We start from the raw sequence: 19,647 nt of genomic DNA on the forward strand, positions 1-19,647 counted from the left end.
CAAAGGCTACCTCAGCAAGAAGGGTATGGAGAAGATGCGCAGCGTGCTCACCAACGATATTTTCCGCGGTGAAATGTTCCGTATGTTCACGGATCAGACTCAATTGCGCGACCGTTTGAAGAGCGAAGTCAACGATTTATTGGAAGAAACTTTGCGCTCCGAAAGCCCTTTTCAGATGTATTATCTTGCGCTTTTGGGACGGCTTAAAAAGGAATTGGACGGCTGTAAAGGCAAGAAGGTTTACGGTTATTTGCCGAAGAAAGTGAAGCGCTTTGTCGACTATGCTGTCGCTCAGTTTGCCAACGATCCGAGCATCAAAGAGCTGTATCAAAAGTGGTGTGAAGTCAACCGCCAGAAGCTGAGTATGTACCACGACAGTCTGCGGGAAGACGACGTTCCTCTCGAGGATAACAGCGCGTTTCGTTCGCTGAAAAACGCCGTGATCCAAGCGGCTTTGGAGATGGATTTCACGCAGTTGCCGACCGAAAATTACAGCAACATCGGCGGATTATTATCTCAGCTTGCGAAGCAGATCGCGCACAGTTCCGTAAAAAAGCTCGACGCTCTTGATAAGAAAACCGCTCGCGGAGAAAAGAAAGAACAGCAGAAGATCAATGAAAAGAAGCTCGCCCACGGATTGAAACCGGGAGGAGCTTCTGAGAAAGAAGAGGAAGAGCCGACCGAGAACTTTTCGCTTGAACCGCTCCTTGATACCATTGATATCATCCTGCTGAATAAAAAGCCCACCAAGCTCCGCCGTGTTCATGTGCCGTCCGAGGAGAAAATCCAAGAGGATTATGAAGCATATCTCAGAGAGAAATACGGCGACGATTATGACGAAGACTTTGATGAAGAGGAAGGTCAGGGCTGGGGTCAGTCGATGTAATGCTGTCCGGATTAACTGGGTGTAAAAAGAAAAGCCGTCCCGAAGGACGGCAAATCTTATGGATTTATTAATATTTATATTCCTTGATGATACACAACTCACCCTGCACATCGTAGCGCATGGTGCAGTCATCGTACTCGACCAGGCAAGCACAGTGACCGCCCGGTACGGCGGTATTGGCATACAGATTATATGTAATGATATGGCGGTCACAGTGCTGGGTTGCTTCACCGCCCGGATAGAGAAGCATGGATTCCAAGCCTAAATCTCTGGCGGCGAAGGCGGTCAGAACCGCTCCCTCAACGCACATGATCTGTTCATATGTATAGTGATCCCGAATATATTCGGCGAAGGCTTTCATCTTTTCTCTGTCGGTCATGGACGAAGTCCAGCATGCTTTCTCTGCCGATCGAGCGACACTTAATGTCTTTTCAATATCATCGGGAGCACGATCAACGTCGACATTGACATTCACTCGGCGGATCAGCTCGCCCTTGTAATACAGCTCGATCGGGAAGATTCCGTGCGCTTCTCGGATACAGCTGATTGTCGTCTGGAAAGGAAAGTACAGTCCGCTTCTGCAGTGAGCGTAAACATATGCGAGAGGATTATCCTCTCTGTCGGTCACTTCACAATCATAACCGTGAAGGATTCCGTTCTCCTTTTCGATCAGGTAACTCTCCTTGAAACGGCTGTCGGTGTAGTCAATTTGATTTATGTAGTGACCGTTATTGACCACTGTCGTGATATCGTGCGGATCGATCTCGCACTTTGGTATGAGCATCAAGGTAATGCTTTTATCGGCAAGCGTGACTTCCGACGGAACCTTCTTCAAATCGAAGGTGACGCCCTCGACCGTAACATACCGATCGGTCGGTGACGGTTCATAGACGGGCTTCGAAATCGGATAGCTGTCTGATACATTCACCAACCGGCGTTGCAGGTGTGAAGCGTCCATCACGGTCACGGCGTGATCGCCATCAATGTCGGCAACAGAAGAAGTAACGGCGACAGGCGTTTGGATCCCGACCGTGTACCGCTGAATGACCGTTGCGTCGGTGATAGTGATCTCACCGTCACCATCGGCGTCACCTAACATTCTACTCTCGGCTCTGACGGATACAGACATCATCATCGCCATACAAAGCGATAAAGACAAAACAGATTTGATTTTCATAACAGAAACCTCCTTCACGGTTTGGTGTATTTTAGCTTAGGTTAGGAGGTTTTACAAGTAGAAAAACGCACAGATTATTCGTGCAATCCGACGGAAAAATTTACCCTGCATTATCAATGAAAAAGCTGGATATTTCAATCGTTATGTGGTATGTTGTTTGACTTAGAAAGGGGGATTGTCATATGGCAAAGCGCAGACCGAGCGGAGACGGTACCGTCCGCAAGCGCGTCGACGGACGCTGGGAAGGGCGCATCATCATCGGACAGATCCTGACCGCCAAAACGCAGAAGGAGCTCGTCGACCGAATTCACCGCGCACAGGATGAGTACGACGGCGTCGATCTCAGCGAGAAGAGCGACATGACCCTCGAGGAATGGTGCGAGCGCTGGCTGAACGATTACGCAAAGCCCAATCTGAGACCGGGGACGGTAAGCGCATACAGCGGTGTCGTCTACCGCCATATTATCCCGAACCTCGGCACGAAGGTGATCCGCTTCATCAAGAGCTCAGACATACGCCGATTTTATGCGAACGAGAAGGCAAACGGCAGACAAAGGTGCCGTCACACTAAAGGCAAAGGCTTGTCCGATACATCGGTACGCAAGATACACATGCTTCTGCATGAGATCCTCGAATCAGCCGTCAGAGCGCACCTGATCCCGTCCAATCCCTGCGACGGCGTGGCGATTCCGAAGACCGGCTACGCGCCGAAGAAGATCCTCACCGAAGCGGAGCTTGACCGCTTCATGAAAGCAATCGCGGAAGAACCGCTCTGGTATGACTTCTTCTATACCGAAGCGACAACAGGACTGCGCAGGGGAGAGATCTGCGGTCTGAAATGGGAGGACATCGACTTTGATTCAGGCAGGCTGAGCGTTCGCAGAAACGTCACCAAGCGCACCTCAAAAGTTATGCTCGTCGGTGAGACAAAAACGAACACAGGCAAGCGCACTATCCTGCTTCCGCCCGGCACGCTCCACCTGCTGAAAAGGCGCCGTGAGAAGATCGCCTCCGAATGGGTGTTCCCCGACTTCTTTGACAACGCCGTGCCTGTCGCGCCGTACAGCGCTTATCATAAACTCAAGACGATCCTGAAAAAGGCTGACCTGCCCGACATCCGCTTCCACGATCTCAGACACACCTTCGCTACCCACGCGCTGGCAAGCGGAGTGGACGCGAAAACGCTGTCGGGCATCCTCGGACACACCGATCCGAGCTTCACGCTCGATACCTATACCCATGTCACCAGCGATATGCACCAGAGAGCGAAGGACATCGTCGGGAGCTTTCTCGATGACTTAACGGGAGGAGAAGAAGATGGCGAAGAAACGTAAGGACGGCGAAGGAACCCTCCGGCTGAGAAAAGACGGCAGATGGGAAGGGCGTATCATCATCGGCTACGATGAAAAGGATAAGGCAATCACCAAGACCGTAACGGCACGCTCCAAGCGCGCGTGTGAGACGAAGCTCAAGGAATTAAGGACGAAACACGCTCCCGCGATCGGCGTCTCCAGACGGCAGGCAAAACCCGATATGAAGCTCGCCGACTGGCTCGATATGTGGTACAAGCTGTATGTCAAGCCAAAGTCAAAGCCGGGCACACACGCGCAGTATGAGACCTTCATCTATCAGCACATCAATCCGCAGATAGGGGAGATCCCGCTCTCAAAGCTCACCCAGGAGGATATCCAGACCTTCCTCAGCAACGAGAAGAAAAACGGCAGGCTCACCCTGCGCGATGTATTCGGCGCGGGAATGTCTGATGCCTCTGTCCGCAAGATGGGGATCATCATCAGCTCCGCCCTGAGGAAAGCGACAGAGCAGAAGCTCCTGCGTTCCAATCCCGCGAAAGGTACCAAGCTCCCGCCGAAGAAACAGGCAGAGATACACATCCTCACACATGAGCAGTTCAGAAATCTGCTGTTACAGGCAAAGGAAGACGGCGCGTATGAGATCGTCCTGCTCGAGCTGAGCACAGGCGTCAGGCGCGGAGAGCTCTGCGGTCTGAAATGGGACGACCTCAATTTCTCCACGGGTGCGCTCCGCATCAGCCGACAGATCATCCGTACCGAAAATGGGCTTGAGGAATCCTCGCTCAAGACGAAGGAGAGCAAGCGGACGGTTTACCTGCCCGATACTGTTCTGCAGGTCATGCGGGAGCTGAAAGAAAAGACCGACTCGCCGTGGATCTTCCCCTCGCCGAGGAACGGCGCGAAACCGCGCGATCCGAAATCGCTTCGCAAAAAGGTCATCAACGTGATGGAACACGCAGGTATCACAGGCGTGCGCTTCCATGATCTCAGACACACCTTCGCTACCTACGCCCTCGAGTACGGCATGGACGTCAAAACGGTGTCGATGATTATCGGCCATTCCTCTGTCGCGACCACGCTCAACACCTACAGCCACATCACGAGCGAGATGGAGAAGAAAGCAGCCGAGAAGATCGAGGGCGGTATCGGTACGAGCGACGCGTTCGAAGAGCATGAAGCAAAGCTCCCCGAGCCCGAAAAGCGGGAAAGGCTAAAGCCGTTCAAGCCCTATAAAAGAAAATACCGCCGATCGGGAACCGGCGGTATCTACAAGCTGAACGATCACCTCTACGAGGGACGCTATACGCCCACCAACGCGCAAGGCGAGCGCGAACCCCACAACGTCTACGCCCAAACCTACGAGGAGTGTGAGCAAAAGCTCAACGCCATGATCGAAGAGGTAAAAGCGAGGATCAAGGCGGAAAAGGAGCAACAGAATTCATCGAAACAATAAGTGCATTTCAATCAATACATTGTGATTATGTATATCACTTATGCATTGTGTCTAAAAATCATAGAAGAGTTTTGTATACATAGCAAAACAATAATATGATATAATTGAACATATTAGTTGAAAAACAATGAATAAACCCTTGTATAGCAGATTAACAATCAGTATGGTTTGTTCCTGAGGTGGGGCACATGAAAAAGCATGATTTAAACGCTGTATTAAAAGAGTGTAAAAAAAGCGCTTCTGCCGGATATAGAATCGCAACGAAACAGCATAGGGAATTAAAGAATACCTTAGCTGAAGCGAAGGAAGAGATTAAGAATACACTGATAGAGTTTCAGACTTCTCAGTGTTATTTTTCGGGTGCAACAGAAATGCTCTCCGACCAATTAACAGAAATAAGCAACTCCTTCGATACAGTTTCTTTTGCCTTTACTGAAGATTTACAAAACCTTCATGAAAAACTATCCAAGTTCTCCATAACATTATTTGGAAGAACAATGGCAGGGAAGTCAACTCTGATGGAGATCCTTACACACGGAGACGGTGCATCGATCGGAAAAGGGGCTCAAAGAACAACTCGTGATATCAGAACTTACATCTGGAAAGATCTGGAGATAACAGACGTTCCCGGGGTAGGTGCTTTTGGTGGCGAAGATGACGAGAACGTTGCGTACGAAGCAGCAAAAAGATCTGATCTAATTCTTTTCCTGATAACGGATGATGCACCTCAGGCTGTAGAAGCGGAATGTTTCGGAAGACTCGTTGATCTCGGAAAACCAATGATATGTTTGATGAATGTCAAAGTTGCAATGCCCGAAGGAAAGAATCAGAAACTCATCATCAGGGACATCAATAAGCGTTTTGACACCGAACGTCTTGACGTGATACGCCGCCAGTTTTTACAGTATGGTCAGCAACTCGGTCAGGATTGGGATTCTGTACCGTTTGTATATGTTCATTTGAAAGCGGCTTATTTGGCACAGCAAACAAAAGATCGTGATCTGGCAGATGGCTTGAATACCGTCAGTCGGATCGACGACCTGAAAAATATGATAATTGAACAGGTCAGAGAAAAAGGAGCTTTTTACAGAGAAAAGACTTTCCTTGATTCTATCTCTGTTCCGATCCTTAGATCCATGGAAAGCCTTCTTGATCAGAGCTTGCTGAATAGTCAACAGGGCCGCATTATCCTTTCAAAAAAAAGACAGCTGAATCAATGGAAAAAAGACTTTCATCGTGACGGAAAAAAGCGCATCGAATCATTGCTGATTAACATTCGAAGTCAGTTGAATTCCGAGATAGCTGCATTTGCGGAGGAGCATTATGATGATTCTAAGGCGGATAAAGCATGGAATCGTGTCATAAGACAGCACGATGTCAGCGGACAATGTCAGGATCTGTTATTTGAGCTTGAAGAGAGATGCAACAGCAAGATCATGGAGGTATCCAGAGAAATAACGAGCGAATTGAATTATATCTCCGCTGTCAGTGCGGACAAGACGCTTCGTATGAATCATATTATTGATGAAAAGAAGATATGGAATTGGGCGGCAGTTTTAATAGGAGGAGGATTATCCATAGCAGCCGCTATAGCAGGGCTGTTTGGAGCAACTGCGGCAGTGGCACCTCTCGGCGTTGCTGCGGGTTTGGTTGCAGGCGTTGCAGTTGTAGGAGATATCTTTTTCTCTAAGCGTTCCAAAAAAGAACATGAGGCAAGAAAACGGCTTGAAAGGAAATTGCAGGAAAATGTAAATAAGGTATGTGATAAGATCAACAAGGACAGCAATGATTATCTGGATGCTCTGATTACAAAGAGGATGGATGCTCTTATCATGGAAATGAGCAGAATTGATTCAGTCGTATTTCGTTTGGCGGATACTCAAAGAGAACTTGCGTGGAAACTGAATGATCATTTGTTGGATCTGAATTACAAAACAGCATCGGAAGCGATGAGGTTTATCGGTGTTGAGGATTCGGAATACAGTATAATGAGCGTTGCACGTATTCCCGGAACCGAAAATATCTTATGCTTAGATAACGATAGAACATTTTCTGAAGACCTAACGAAACAGATGGCAGAGTTGATGTCAGAGAGAATCAGCACAATAGATCGTGCCGATAAAAAAGAGATAATGATTTCAAGAGTGATAGGGAATGAAGCAGACATAAGATCTGTTTCTATCGAGGAAAAGATCGGAGTTGCTCATATAAAAACAGAGAACGGATCTCCTTATCTGAAGAACAAAATCAGAATGGCACAGCAATTAACTCAGATAGCGATAACCGATGAATGAGGTGACATTATGTTTATCATTGCAGAGTATTCAAAAAAAGGCGAAGAATTAAAGGAGCGGACAAAACAGCTTTTTGAAGAGGCGAATATGGATTTTACGGAATCTGATGAAGACACAGATATCATCAGACTGGCTTTTGCAGGACAGTACAGCGCCGGTAAGTCGTCTATCATTAAGATGTTGACGGGACGTTCGGATATTTCCGTCGGTGCCGGTATTACAACACAGGATGTCCACACCTATGAATGGAGCGGGATGGAAGTAATCGACACCCCCGGTATCGGAACAGGAATCCGCTATGATCATGACGAAATATCCTACAGAGCTTTTGCCGGTGCGGATATGATCGTATATGTTGTTACCAATGAGCTGTTCGATTCTTTTTTGGCAGAACATTTCAGAAATCTCGCTATTGAAAAAGACAAGGCGGGAGAAATGATACTGGTAGTCAACAAAATGGAGAGAACCTCAGAAGGAAATACGAAAGAACAGCAGGATATTATTCGTGAAGATCTGCGAGATGTTCTTGCTCCTTATTCTCCCGAACAATTGAATCTATGCTTTCTTGATGCGGAATCCTATCTCGAAACGGACGATGAAGATGACCCTGAAATAGTGAATGAACTGGTGGAAAGAAGCGGATTCTCTCACTTTATTGAGATATTAAATCACTTTGTTTCTGAAAAAAGTCTTTCCGCTAAACTGACGACCGGACTTTACATTCTTGATAAAAAGTTAGAGAAGGCGATTGAAGAGCTGAGACCGAAGTCATCTGATGCGGATATAGATGCACTGGAGGAGAACTATTTACAGCAACGTCATGTTTTTGTAGATGCACGCGTAAGGATAGAGCAGGAAGTGAAAGATATCTTTTCTAATGCTGCGTCCGAAGTTCGTAATCTAGGGCTTGAATCCGCTAATCTCATATATGAGGGGTGTAAAAAAGAAGAAGTTGAGTTTGAACTTGAAAATAATGTGCGTCAATCAAATGAGATAATAGAAAAGTGTCAGCAGGATGCCGCGTTATTGATTGAAACGAGATTGACTGCAATGGGTCAGGAAATTGAAGAAATGGAAAACTCAGTTTTTTCAAGAGAATTGAAAATGCGTTTGAGCGGCAAATTTGACGGTCTTCCTGAAAATGTCAAAAAAATGTTTGGTGCAGCCGTACCCGAAATACAGAAGGCAGGACAAGCTCTGGTGAATAACGCGTATAAGGCCGGAGCTGAAGGAGGTTTGAAACTTGCGAATTTCGCAGGTGGAAATGTTCATGATATTGTTTTGAAAGCAGGAAAGATGATCGGCTATAAGTTCAAACCTTGGCAGGCCGTAAAAATTGCAAAAGGGGTTGCAGTAGGAGGACATATTCTTGGCATCGTCGGTGTAGGTTTAAATGTTTTTATGCAGATAAAAGAAGATGTTGACACCGATCGGATCCGTATAGATATGAGAAACAACCGCCAAAATATCAGAAGCCAATTTAACTCGGCAGCAAATGAACTGGAAGATTTCGGCCGCGGTTTTGTTCAGAATTCAATTGAGAAATCTCTGGCAGAGCCTATTTCGGATTTGGATAATAAGATTCGAGATATTCGCGAGTCTCGTTCAAATCGAAGTGCTGTATGTAATAAAATGGAATTACTTCAAAGGGAATGTCAAACCCTTATACACGATATTCATAATATGTAAAATTTACCTTGCCTTAACAATGAAAACAGCCGTCAAGCACCAAACTTGACGGCTGTTTTGGTCGAAATACAGAGTACGATATTTTATTCATCTATTGAAGGCATAACGTCGATTACCTCACCAAATAAATGATATTCATCATAATCTATAATTTCTATATTGGGGTACTTTTGATTGGTGGAAACAAGTAACACTCCGTTTTTGGTCTGTACGACTTTTTTGCAGTAACATACACCTTTATACCAAGCTATTCCCTTATGGGCGTTTGGAATCTCCTCACATTCTTTCACTAATGCGATTGAACCATCACAAATATCTGGTTCCATACTATCTCCGGATATTTTTACTGCGAAAGAACAGTTTGGGTTATTAACCTCAAATTCATCTGAAATGAGATTGTTATCCAGATAGTCACCGTATCCTGCAGAAGCCGCCATTTTGTATAAAGAAACTTTAAAAGTCTTAGGACGTATTATTTCTACAGCTTTTCCCTCTTCTTGGTAAAGTGGATCACATAGAGCGGCCAAAGTATTATAGTGCGTTTCATCATGAAGTTTTATAAATTCGAGTAGATTTAGCAGAATATCAGGAAGTGCTACTATTGTATCAATATCATCCGAATTATCGTTGTCTGTAATAATTCTCAGATGAGAACGGTTATTCAGTAATCTTAATACCGCCCTACCTGCTGCAGTATTATTATCTTTTTCTATCTCGAGAACTTTATCAATCATAGTGCGGTTACCGCTGGGATATGGAAGTTTAAAAGTTAAAAATGCTTCTAATAATCGACGAGCCATATTTGGGTATTGTAAATAGTCAGTCGTGTTTTTGGGCGGATCTTTTACGAAATCGTATATTTTTTTAAATAAATAAGCATATTCATCGTGAAATTGGTTGATGAGGCTGTCCTCGTTAACGAGCTGGGGAGCATTTTGAACACGTTTAATTGTATAGCGATTCGTATTATCTTTAAACATTAATGAATAGTCTTTATAAAGAGAAAACTTGTGTGTGAAAACAAAGGTTTGACCTGCTAGGTCGGATTTCTCTTTTATATAACTGATTGCATTGTAATAGAAATTGGAATCAAAACTTGAAATCGGATCATCTAAAACAATTATTGTATTATTAATGTCTGAATCTACGTCTAACAGAGAGTTAAAGAAGTATATTAGAGCGATGGCATTTTCTTCTCCGGTGCTGAGGTTAGTAGCTCTTTTTCCGTTTCTGGTAATCTTGTATCCTAAATCTGTGTTCTCGAATACCAACTCTGATCGTCCCATTATGAACGCAATATCTTTGTTTATCTCATCAGCAGAAATTTGAGAATTTTTGATTTCTTGCTCCAGTTTTATGATACCTTGTGTCGAAGAAATGATACTATTATTCAGTACGTCTATTTCTTTTCCCTTTTTTCTATTTCTTCTTCAAATGTAATTATGCTGTCCGAAAAGTTGGAAAGGTAATGAATTTCAATTTTATGCTGAGCTTCACGGATGCTTTCTTGGAATCTTTCTGTTATTTCATTATGCTTTTTAATGATATCATTTATTTTATTGAAAACGGAATAGTCAAATGATAATTCATTAACGCACATTGCAAATACGTTTAAATATGAAAGGTTTATTATATCACTTTTTTTGTTTTTTAGTATTTCAATAATCTGTAGTATTGCATTAATGTATTTGTCACAAATCTCAATAGCGTTGGATTGAAGCAAAATGTACTCACCTTTCAGTTCAGGATAGAATAATGCACTATCAGGTAAGCTGGTTTTTGAAATTTCAAACTCGTTAATCTTATTATTCAGTAGATTGATAGTATTATCTATTCTGTCACAAAGGTCTTTGTAAGATTTATTAAAGTGTGCGCGTAATTGATCAAATCGCTGATTAGATATCTGATTACCGCAAAATAGACAAATATTTGATTGGCGTTGTGCGTGGAGAGATAACCCCTGTTCAAGCCATTTGCTTTGTTCATAGTCATTTTTTAAAGAATCGATTGTTTTGTTGGTGGGAGTTTCGGATAGAATATCACTAACATACCCTTCAACAGTGGATTGAATGAAATCAGCACGAATAGTATTAATAGGTTCACGTTTTTCGGCATGTACAGAGGAGAGAACTCTTTTATATTCTTCTTCAGTTAAAGTTTGTTTATCTTTCAGCTTTTTAAATGAATCATAGAACTTGTTTTTGTTATAGGAACTATTATAGCTTACAGTATCTTTGATAAGTTTTGCTTTTTCGGCTTTAAATTTTTCAAATTCACCCTTTTTGGCAGATAAATCGTTCTGTAAACTCTTTAACCGAGAACTTTGTTTTCTAACTTCTTCCTTTAGTTCTTTAACCTCAATTATTCTATCAGTTTGCTCTTTGCCTACGGAAAAAATATGCTTTACATGATCAACTGCTGAAATATTATCTCGTATATAATTATGGTGAAAAACGCAAATTCTATAAGGAATGGTTTCTAACTGATTCTTATTGATTGGTTTGAATTCATGACTATCAGTGTCTTCAAATAATAACGAAAAACGAATCTCGTCACTTAATGCTGTTTGGTCCACAAGTGCTTTGAGAAAATCACATAGAGTAGTTTTTCCGCTTCCGTTCCATCCATAGATAATGTTGTTCTCCGCAAAAAGCTTGCAATTGCTCTCATCCCATTTAAATCTCTGAAAAAAACGGTATCCATTTAACTCCTTTATTTTGCGTAGTTGATACATTATTATCCTCCTATAAGCTTAAAAACAGCCGCAGGAAATAAACCCTGCGGCTGTTTGTGTGCGGTCATAGCCGCATTTGGTCGGAGTGAAGGGATTTGAACCCCCGACATCCTGCTCCCAAAGCAGGCGCGCTACCAACTGCGCTACACCCCGAAATTTTTATGAAACTGTTCTGTTTGTGGTCATCGTTGTGGTCAAGCGAAGTTTTGCCGAACTTGAACTCTTGAAAGAACCCACTGTTTAAGCGAATATTCGGAGCCGTTCGGCGGAAAAGTCGGTAAAAGCTCCTTACTCCCAAAGCAGGCGCGCTACCAACTGCGCTACACCCCGGTATTCTGTTTTATATATTTCGGACAAACGGCGGCGGTGCGTAATGGCGCACATCGCTGCTCGGACTCGGTGAACATGACTATTATAACCGAAGAAAAAAATATTGTCAACACGAAAAAACCTATTGTCTTTTGTCAAAAAAAGGGATATAATACTTTTTGCAATAAGCTGAGGGGCTTGTTGAAGCGGGCTGCAAGCGGTATCAGAGCCGTTTGGACTGCGTAGATCGCCGGTAGGAGTATCGGTGGGGATTACATGCAGAGGAGGGTATATATGCGCGTGCGTTGGCTGAGGCTTGCGGCGATTATTTGTGCTGTCGTCGTAGCGATCTGCTGTTTTGTGCTGCCTGCGGCGGCGTTGGACGCAACCTATACCTTCAGCGATTTCGGCATGTCGGTCAAGTTCCCGAAGGAGTTCAACGTCATTACCCGCGATACCAACCGTACCGATCCTGTTTTTGAGGCGACGGGTCTGGATTATGACCAGACTATGACGGCGTTCCATGCGGCGAGTATTTACCTGCGTGCTTACGAACCCGAGAATACATACCAGATCAGTCTGACTGTAACGAAGAACGAGAGCAGTGAGGCAGTCAACAACTATGCCGACCTTAACGCGGCGCAGCGCAAGTCGATCTCCGACGCGCTGGCGGCTGACGAGAGCGTGAGTTCCGCAGTGGAGGTCAAGCATAATAACATCATCTTCATCGATTCGGAGCGTGAGCTCAAGTCGGGCGACGACAGCGTTTATCTGAACCAGAGCAATACCATCGTCAACGGACTGCAGATCGACCTTGTCCTGCAGAAGGAGAAGGAACCGATCACGACGGATGAGGCGAAGGTTCTGGCGGCTGCGGCGAATTCGCTGAGCTTCGACAACATCAAGCGTTCCGAGTCCGGACCTAAGTTCGACTGGTGGCGGCTGCTGCTGTGGGTAGGGCTTTTGGTCGTGATTTCCGTAGCGGTCTCGATCCTTTACAAGCGCCGCAACGACGCGCAGAAGCGCAAGATGGAGGAGCGCAGGCGCAGACATGCCGCGTCATCCGGCATGACCTTCGGTAAGATCGACGCGGATGAGAGCGCCGAGCCTGAGGAAGCGTGGCAGATGTCCTTTGAGGAATCGCTCGGCTATCGTGACGACGAGGAATTTACCTCGCGCGCGGCGGCTGACGAGATGGCGGGCTACGACATCAAGGTGCGCGACCGCGATCCCAACAAGGGCGTGGCGTTCTTTGAGGACGGAGGCGACGGCATCGACGACGGTTCCGATTACTTCGATACCTACTTCAAGGAGCCTACCGAGGAGCGTACCGCCATGCAGCGCATGGCGAGCACGGTGAACGCTTATTCGCAGATCGCCGTGAACCATACCGGCGACTTCTTCAAGAACCTGTTCAAGAAGCTGAAGAAGTGGTTCAAGAAGCTGTTCGGTAAGATCAGGAAGCTTTTCGGCGGCGGTAAAAAGAAATAATGACGGCGGACGGGTCAGCTCGTCCGCTTTTTTTATCATAAGAATATTGTTTCGTTTGAAATACTGTGTTATAATCAGCGAAAAGTCGAACAGAGGAGGCGACGGAATGAAGATAAACGGCATCGATCGGGAGCGTGATTTCGATTTCGGCAGGGTTTCCGCCGATTACGCGACGTTTCGCGATATCTACCCGCAGAGCATGTACGATAAGCTCGTCATGCTGGGGATCGGCAGAGAGGGTCAGCAGATCCTCGACCTCGGCAGCGGCACGGCTGTTCTGCCCGTCCGCCTCAGCCGCACGGGAGCGATCTTTACCGCGACGGATATCTCCGCCGAACAGGTGAAGGTCGGCGAACGGCGGGTAAGGGAGCGGGGGATCGATAACATCCGTTTCAAGGTCTGCGCTGCTGAGGATACGGGTTTTGCCGACAACAGCTTCGACGTCGTGACGGCGGTGCAGTGCTTTCAGTATTTCGACGCGGAGAAGGCGGCTCGGGAGATCAGGCGTGTGTTAAGACCCGACGGGCACTTCTGCAAGATCTTCATGGACTGGCTGCCCTATGAGGATGAGGTCATCGCCGAAATGGAGCGGCTCGTCCTGTCGTATAATCCCGCATGGAACGGCGGCGGTTTCAAGACCTACGATTACAGCTATCCTGCATGGGCGCAGGGACGCTTCGAGATCGAGACCATCCATTCCTACAACGCGATGCTTGAGTTTACCAAGGAAGGGTGGCTCGGCAGAATCAAAACCTGCCGCGGCGTCGGCGCAAGCCTTCCCGAGGACAGAATACGGGCGTTCGAGCACGAATACCGCTCGATGCTCGAGAAGTACGGCGAGCCCCTGCGACTGAAGCACCAAATCCACATCGAGCTCTATCGGGTGCTCAAATAATGATTGACGGAAAGGACTGATACGATGAATCATCTCGGAACAAAGACCTTGGAGACCGAAAGGCTGATTTTAAGAAAGACGCTCGAGACCGATTATAAGCCGATGTTCCGTAACTGGGCGAACGACGAGCGGGTGACGCGCTACCTGACATGGGCGCCGTACGAGAGCGCCGAACAGCTGAAAACGACCTATCACCGGTATCTGCTCGACAGTCAGGAGAAAGCGGATTTTTACGACTGGAAGATCGTGTGGAAAGAAACGGGCGAGCCCATCGGGTCGATCGGCGCCGTCAGCCTGAGGGAGAATATCTCAGAGGTCGAGATCGGCTATTGTCTCGGCTTTGCGTGGTGGCACAAGGGGATCATGACCGAGGCGTTCTCCCGGGTGATCCGATTCCTCTTTGATGAAGTCGGCGTGAATCGCATCACAGCCACGCACGACCCGCGTAATCCTCATTCGGGAGACGTGATGAAGAAATGCGGCCTTCAATACGAGGGCACGTCCCGTCAGGCGGGGCGGAACATGCAGGGAATCTGCGACGTAGCCCGCTACGCGATCCTTAAGGAGGATTACGGGAAGGATGACAGCATGAAGCATGCGATGAAGCTGCATCCCGAGCCCTTTTCCATGATACGCAGCGGTCAAAAGACGATAGAGCTGCGGCTGAATGATGAAAAGCGGCGGGACATCAAGGTGGGCGATCGGATCGAGTTTACGCAGACCGAAACGGGAGAAAAGCTTTCGGCTGAGGTCGTCAGGCTGCATCGTTTCGATTCATTCGCCGAATTGTACCGCGCATTACCGCTACTGAAATGCGGCTATACTGATCGGGATATCGCCGACGCGAAGCCGGAGGATATGGAGCTGTATTATTCACCTGCGCAACAGGCAAAATACGGTGTGCTCGGCATCGAGATCAAAACATTAGCGATATAAAAAGCGGCGTTCCGGAGTATGACCCCGGAACGTCGCTTTTATATACCAAAAGGCAGACTTATTTCATGTGGATTTAGTATTAAAATAGACCGAATTTGCTTTCAAACTCGCTCAGGTCGTTTTTGCAGTGTACGGGCTCGCCGACGGACTTGATCGCCGAGTCGATATCCTTGAGACCGTTGCCGGTGACGATGGATACGATCGTCGCGTCCTTCGGCAGCCTGCCTTCGCGGCTGAGCTTCAACAGCCCCGCCGTCGCGGTAACGCCCGCAGGCTCGCCGAACACGCCGGTCTTCTTCGCCAGATACCGCTGGGCGGCGCGGATCTCGTCGTCGCTGACATTCACGCAGATACCGTCGCTGTCCTTGATGGCGTTGATCGCCTTATCGGGATTGCGCGGCACGCCTACGGCGATGCTGTCTGCGTAGGTGTTCTCCTCCTGCGGCTGCCACGGCTCTCCGCTCATGACGGCGGTGTTGATCGGGCAGCAGCCCTCCGCCTGTACGCTGATGATGCGCGGGAGCTTGTCGATGAGTCCGACCATGTACATGTCGTACAGCCCCTTGTACACACCCGCCACGGTACAGCCGTCGCCGACGGATACCGCGACGTAGTCGGGCGCGATAAAGTCGAGCTGTTCGCATATCTCGTGCGCGACGGTCTTTTTGCCCTCGCCGAGATAGGGGTTGATGGCGGCGTTGCGGTTGTACCAGCCGTACTTGTCGATCGCCGCCTTTGATAGCTCAAAGGTCTCCTCGTAGCTGCCGTCAACGGCGGTGAGGTTCGCGCCGAACATCATGAGCTGGGCGATCTTACCCTTCGGCGCTCTTGCGGGGACGAAGATATAGGTTTTCAGCCCCGCCTTGGCGGCGTTGCCCGCGAGGGAAGAGGCGGCGTTGCCGGTGGAGGAGCAGGCGATGGTGTCATAGCCCGCCTCGATCGCCTTGGTGACCGCCATCGCCGAGGCGCGATCCTTGAGGGACGCGGTGGGATTCACGCCGTCGTCCTTGATGTACAGCTTCCCGATGCCGAGATCGGCGGCGACAGCGGGTGCCTCATACAGCGGCGACATCCCGACCCTCAGCCCCGCCGGCTCGGTTTCCTCCTCGATCGGCAGCAGCTCGCGGTAGCGCCACATGGTAGACTCGGTGCGTTTTTTCAGCACTTCTTTATTGAGCTTTGTTTTGATATATTCGTAGTCGTAGATCACGTCGAGGATACCGCCGCATTCACAGGCGGTGATATCCGGCTTTGCGGGGTACTCGCGCCCGCATTTGACGCATCTGCAGTTGATGACGTTTTTCATGGCTTATTTCTCTTCGGCATAATTCATCGGAACAGCGGCGTACACGGCGGCACAGCGGACGAGGTCCTCTTTCCAGGTGATCTCGTTGGGCGCGTGAGCCTGCGCTTCGGCGCCGGGGCCGAAGCCGATGCACGGGATGCCGTAGCGGCCCATGATGGAGACGCCGTTGGTCGAGAAGGTCCACTTGTCGACTCTCGGCTCGCCGTACATGCCCTTGTGAGAGGCGACCATCGCCTTGCACGCGGGATGATCCTCGGGGATGACCCAGGTGGGGAAGAAGCACTCGGTCGGATAGACGAGCCCCGTCCACGAGGGACGCTCATAGGTGTACATGCTGACCTCTGCGCCGTACTTCTGTACGGAGGGCAGCGCGCGAACCTCTTCGAGCGCGGATTCCCAGGTCTCGCCGTGAGTCAGACGGCGGTCGAGCGAGATCGCCGCGAAGTCCGCGACCGCACAGCGGGAGGGGGAGTTGTAGAACTGCTGAGATACCGTAACGGTACCCTTGCCGAGGAAGGGGTCATAGTGCAGGCGTTCGTTGAGCGCCTTGACGTCGAGCACGATCTCAGCCATCTTGTAGATCGCGTTATCGCCGCGCTCGGGAGCGGAGCCGTGGCAGGATACGCCCTTGACCTCGACGCGTATCTCCATACGACCGCGCTGACCGCGGTAGATGCCCTTGTCGGTCGGCTCGGTGATGACGACGAACTCGGGGGTGATGTCCATCTCGTTGTGGATGTACTGCCAGCATAAGCCGTCGCAGTCCTCCTCCTGAACGGTACCGGTGACCAGCACCCTGTAGCCGTCGGGGATCAGCCCGAGATCCTTCATGATCTTCGCGCCGTAAACGGCGGATACGACGCCGCCTGTCTGGTCGGAGGAACCGCGTCCGCCGATCTCGGTATCGGTCTCGTAGCCCTTATAGGGGTCGAACTTCCAGTTCGAGAGCTCGCCGAGTCCGACGGTGTCGATATGACCGTCAAAGGCGATGATCTTCTCGCCCGTACCCATCACGCCATGGACGTTGCCCATCGGGTCGGTGAACGCCTCATCGAAGCCAAGCTTCTCCATCTCGGCGACGATGCGCTTCGCGACGCCCTCCTCCTCGGCGCTCTCGCTCGGTATCGCGATCAGCTCGCGCAGGAAAGCGGTCATGTCCTTCTCGTAGCCTTCGGCAGCCTTTTTGATAGCCTCATAATTCATCATGTCGATTCCTCCTTTTGCGTGTTCGACAGGGTTATTTCCCTTACTTCTATTATACACCGGTAAGGAGTGCTGTCAAATAAAATTTTCGGTTTTCTGACAAATTTTTAGGAGCTTTTCAGCTCGCGGAGCCTCTCGTAATATTCGTAGGGGATGGAGAGGTTGCCGTAGCCCTTGCCGAGCGCGATCTTCGGCTTGTTCGCGCCGTGGAAATCGCTGCCGCCGCTTGCCTGTAAGCCGAATCGCTCGCATACCTTCTTCGCCTTCTCGGTCGTTTCCTCATCGTACATACTGTACAGCACCTCCATGCCTTGTAAGCCCGCGTCGATCGCGTGGGGGAGGAAGGCGTCCGCCTGATCGAAGTTCATGTGGATGTACGGATGCGCCCATACCGCGACCGCGCCGATCGAGCGGATGAAGCGGATGGTATCGAGGCTCGACAGCCTCTCGGGCGGCTCGTACAGCCCGTAATCCTTGTGTAGGATGGTGTCGAAGCCCTCGCTGATGCTCGAGAGATAGCCCTTCTTGACCAGCTCGGCGGCGATATTCGCGCGGTTGACGTGACCCTTGGAATTCTCGAGGATCTCGACGTAGGTGATGTCGTAGCCGCGTTCGCGGAGCTTCTTGACCAGCTTGTAGTTGCTCTCCTCCTTGAGGGTGGAGGCGCGGTCGAGGTAATCGTTGATCCTGCCGTGACTTTCCGGCGGGATGAACAGCCCGAGGATATGCAGCTCGGTACCCTCGTAGGCGGTGGTGAACTCGATCCCGGGGACAATGTCAATCGGCTTGCCCTGTGCGGCGGAGGTAAAGTCGTGAAGTCCCGATACGGTATTGTGATCCGTCATCGCGAGCGCGCTCAGCCCCGCGCCGATCGCTTCATCGATCAGCTCCGCCGGAGTGAAGGTGCCGTCGGAGTAGACGGAGTGGGTATGCAGATCGCAGGTTTTCATAGCTCGGACTCCTTTGATATCATTCTATGGTATAATCAGCCATCGCCCGTTGTCGCAAAGCGACAAACCGGGCGGGCATATAAATCTGTATATAAATCTGTATAATAACCGGATATGGTCATTATACCACTTATCATAAAATAATAAAAGTTCAATCTGCCTGATTTTTCAAAAATATTTGTGAAATTTGCTGAAAAATTGCCCTGAAAGCATTGATAATTACGGCGTAATGGTTTACAATATAAATAATTATTAGCTGACCAAAATATTTTTTATCGATTTTTCGCCCTACGACGATCGCAACCCATCAAAAGAAGGTGATACCATGCTTGATGAACAGTTGAAGAAAAGCCTGTGCGCCCTGGCGCACGCGGTAGCCCTGCATTACGGCAGGAACTGTGAGGTCGCGGTGCATGACCTGACCGGTGAGAACGCCGCCGACAGCTCGATCATCTATATCGAGAACGGCGATGTGACCGGACGTAAGGTCGGCGACGGCGCCTCGGCGGTCGTGCTCGAGGAGCTGACCGGCGCACATGAGAGCCGTGAGGATCGGATCGGCTATTTTACCAAGACCTCCGACGGCAAGGTGCTCAAGTCGTCTACCGTGTTCATTCGCGGCGAGAAGGGCAAGGCGGTCGCGATCTTCTCGATCAACCACGATATCACCGCGCTGAGCGTGGCTTCCGCCGCCTTGAGCGAGCTGACCTCTCCGTCGGTAGCCGACGAGCCCGAGAAGATCACCCCGCATGTCGAGGAGCTGCTCGACGAGCTCTTATGGAAGTCGACCGAGCTGATCGGCAAGCCCGTCTCGCTGATGAATAAGGAGGATAAACAGCGCGCCATCCGCTATCTGAACAGCAAGGGCGCTCTGCTGATCACAAAATCCGGCGATAAGATCGCCCGCTACTTCGGTATCTCGAAGTTCACCCTGTATTCGTACATCGATGAAACAGATAAAGAACAGAATCCGTGAATGAAGAATCAAGGACGGCTGATGAACTGATGTAT

At 48.9% G+C, this 19,647-nt stretch carries 13 protein-coding genes, 1 tRNA gene and 2 pseudogenes; 9 read left to right on the forward strand and 7 right to left on the reverse strand.

The window, feature by feature from the left end; all coding sequences use genetic code 11:
• Positions 1-886 (forward strand): annotated as a pseudogene (locus tag R2I50_RS07515) (hypothetical protein); the annotation flags it as partial.
• A gap of 67 nt (positions 887-953) precedes the next feature.
• Here R2I50_RS07515 and R2I50_RS07520 read toward each other — a convergent pair.
• Complete coding sequence (locus R2I50_RS07520) at positions 954-2,063, reverse strand: dockerin type I repeat-containing protein (RefSeq protein WP_316608537.1); 1,110 nt, start codon at positions 2,061-2,063, stop codon at positions 954-956.
• A 182-nt stretch (positions 2,064-2,245) separates the two neighbouring features.
• Here R2I50_RS07520 and R2I50_RS07525 point away from each other — a divergent pair, with 182 nt between their 5' ends.
• The 4 genes from R2I50_RS07525 (at position 2,246) to R2I50_RS07540 (ending at position 8,812) form a co-directional block, all read left to right on the forward strand.
• Positions 2,246-3,397, forward strand: coding sequence for a site-specific integrase (locus tag R2I50_RS07525; RefSeq protein WP_316608538.1), 1,152 nt, complete (start codon positions 2,246-2,248; stop codon positions 3,395-3,397).
• On the forward strand, positions 3,381-4,829 hold the full coding sequence (locus R2I50_RS07530) for a site-specific integrase (RefSeq protein WP_316608539.1): 1,449 nt from the start codon (positions 3,381-3,383) through the stop codon (positions 4,827-4,829). The genes R2I50_RS07525 and R2I50_RS07530 overlap by 17 nt, the downstream gene beginning before the upstream one ends.
• 188 nt (positions 4,830-5,017) lie before the next feature.
• Positions 5,018-7,123 carry a GTPase gene (locus tag R2I50_RS07535; protein ID WP_316608540.1) on the forward strand — a complete coding sequence of 702 codons (2,106 nt, stop codon included), beginning with the start codon at positions 5,018-5,020 and terminating at the stop codon, positions 7,121-7,123.
• A gap of 9 nt (positions 7,124-7,132) precedes the next feature.
• Positions 7,133-8,812, forward strand: coding sequence for a GTPase (locus R2I50_RS07540; RefSeq protein ID WP_316608541.1), 1,680 nt, complete (start codon positions 7,133-7,135; stop codon positions 8,810-8,812).
• Positions 8,813-8,895: 83 nt separating this feature from the next.
• Here the strand turns inward: R2I50_RS07540 and R2I50_RS07545 are convergent, their stop codons facing one another.
• The 3 genes and pseudogenes from R2I50_RS07545 to R2I50_RS07555 all read right to left on the reverse strand — a co-directional run bounded on the left by R2I50_RS07545 (position 8,896) and on the right by R2I50_RS07555 (position 11,699).
• A complete protein-coding gene (locus tag R2I50_RS07545; RefSeq protein WP_316608556.1) occupies positions 8,896-9,249 on the reverse strand; it encodes a S24 family peptidase in 354 nt (117 codons plus the stop codon).
• A 228-nt stretch (positions 9,250-9,477) separates the two neighbouring features.
• A pseudogene (locus R2I50_RS07550) lies at positions 9,478-11,546 on the reverse strand (AAA family ATPase); the annotation flags it as partial.
• Between the two features lie 77 nt (positions 11,547-11,623).
• Positions 11,624-11,699 (reverse strand) — tRNA-Pro (locus R2I50_RS07555).
• Between the two features lie 432 nt (positions 11,700-12,131).
• On the opposite strand from R2I50_RS07555, the gene R2I50_RS07560 reads away from it, so the two are divergent.
• The 3 genes from R2I50_RS07560 to R2I50_RS07570 all read left to right on the forward strand — a co-directional run bounded on the left by R2I50_RS07560 (position 12,132) and on the right by R2I50_RS07570 (position 15,177).
• Entirely contained in the window at positions 12,132-13,346 is a 1,215-nt protein-coding gene (locus tag R2I50_RS07560) for a hypothetical protein (RefSeq protein ID WP_316608542.1), read from the forward strand.
• Between the two features lie 106 nt (positions 13,347-13,452).
• Complete coding sequence (locus R2I50_RS07565; protein WP_316608543.1) at positions 13,453-14,241, forward strand: class I SAM-dependent methyltransferase; 789 nt, start codon at positions 13,453-13,455, stop codon at positions 14,239-14,241.
• 24 nt (positions 14,242-14,265) lie between these two features.
• Positions 14,266-15,177, forward strand: a complete 912-nt coding sequence (locus R2I50_RS07570; protein ID WP_316608544.1) for a GNAT family N-acetyltransferase — start codon at positions 14,266-14,268, stop codon at positions 15,175-15,177.
• 79 nt (positions 15,178-15,256) lie between these two features.
• Here R2I50_RS07570 and thrC read toward each other — a convergent pair whose 3' ends face one another.
• The 3 genes from thrC to R2I50_RS07585 all read right to left on the reverse strand — a co-directional run bounded on the left by thrC (position 15,257) and on the right by R2I50_RS07585 (position 18,636).
• Positions 15,257-16,483: a threonine synthase gene (gene thrC, locus R2I50_RS07575; protein ID WP_316608545.1), complete on the reverse strand. Its 1,227-nt coding sequence runs from the start codon at positions 16,481-16,483 to the stop codon at positions 15,257-15,259.
• A gap of 3 nt (positions 16,484-16,486) precedes the next feature.
• A complete protein-coding gene (locus R2I50_RS07580; protein WP_316608557.1) occupies positions 16,487-17,686 on the reverse strand; it encodes a YgeY family selenium metabolism-linked hydrolase in 1,200 nt (399 codons plus the stop codon).
• A gap of 107 nt (positions 17,687-17,793) precedes the next feature.
• Positions 17,794-18,636: a PHP domain-containing protein gene (locus R2I50_RS07585; protein ID WP_316608546.1), complete on the reverse strand. Its 843-nt coding sequence runs from the start codon at positions 18,634-18,636 to the stop codon at positions 17,794-17,796.
• Positions 18,637-18,961: 325 nt separating this feature from the next.
• Here R2I50_RS07585 and R2I50_RS07590 point away from each other — a divergent pair, with 325 nt between their 5' ends.
• Positions 18,962-19,612 carry a helix-turn-helix transcriptional regulator gene (locus tag R2I50_RS07590; protein WP_316608547.1) on the forward strand — a complete coding sequence of 217 codons (651 nt, stop codon included), beginning with the start codon at positions 18,962-18,964 and terminating at the stop codon, positions 19,610-19,612.
• Positions 19,613-19,647 lie beyond the last annotated feature (35 nt).

It is taken from the genome of uncultured Ruminococcus sp., from assembly GCA_902785355.1.
Taxonomy (GTDB): Bacteria; Bacillota; Clostridia; order Oscillospirales; family Acutalibacteraceae; genus Ruminococcoides.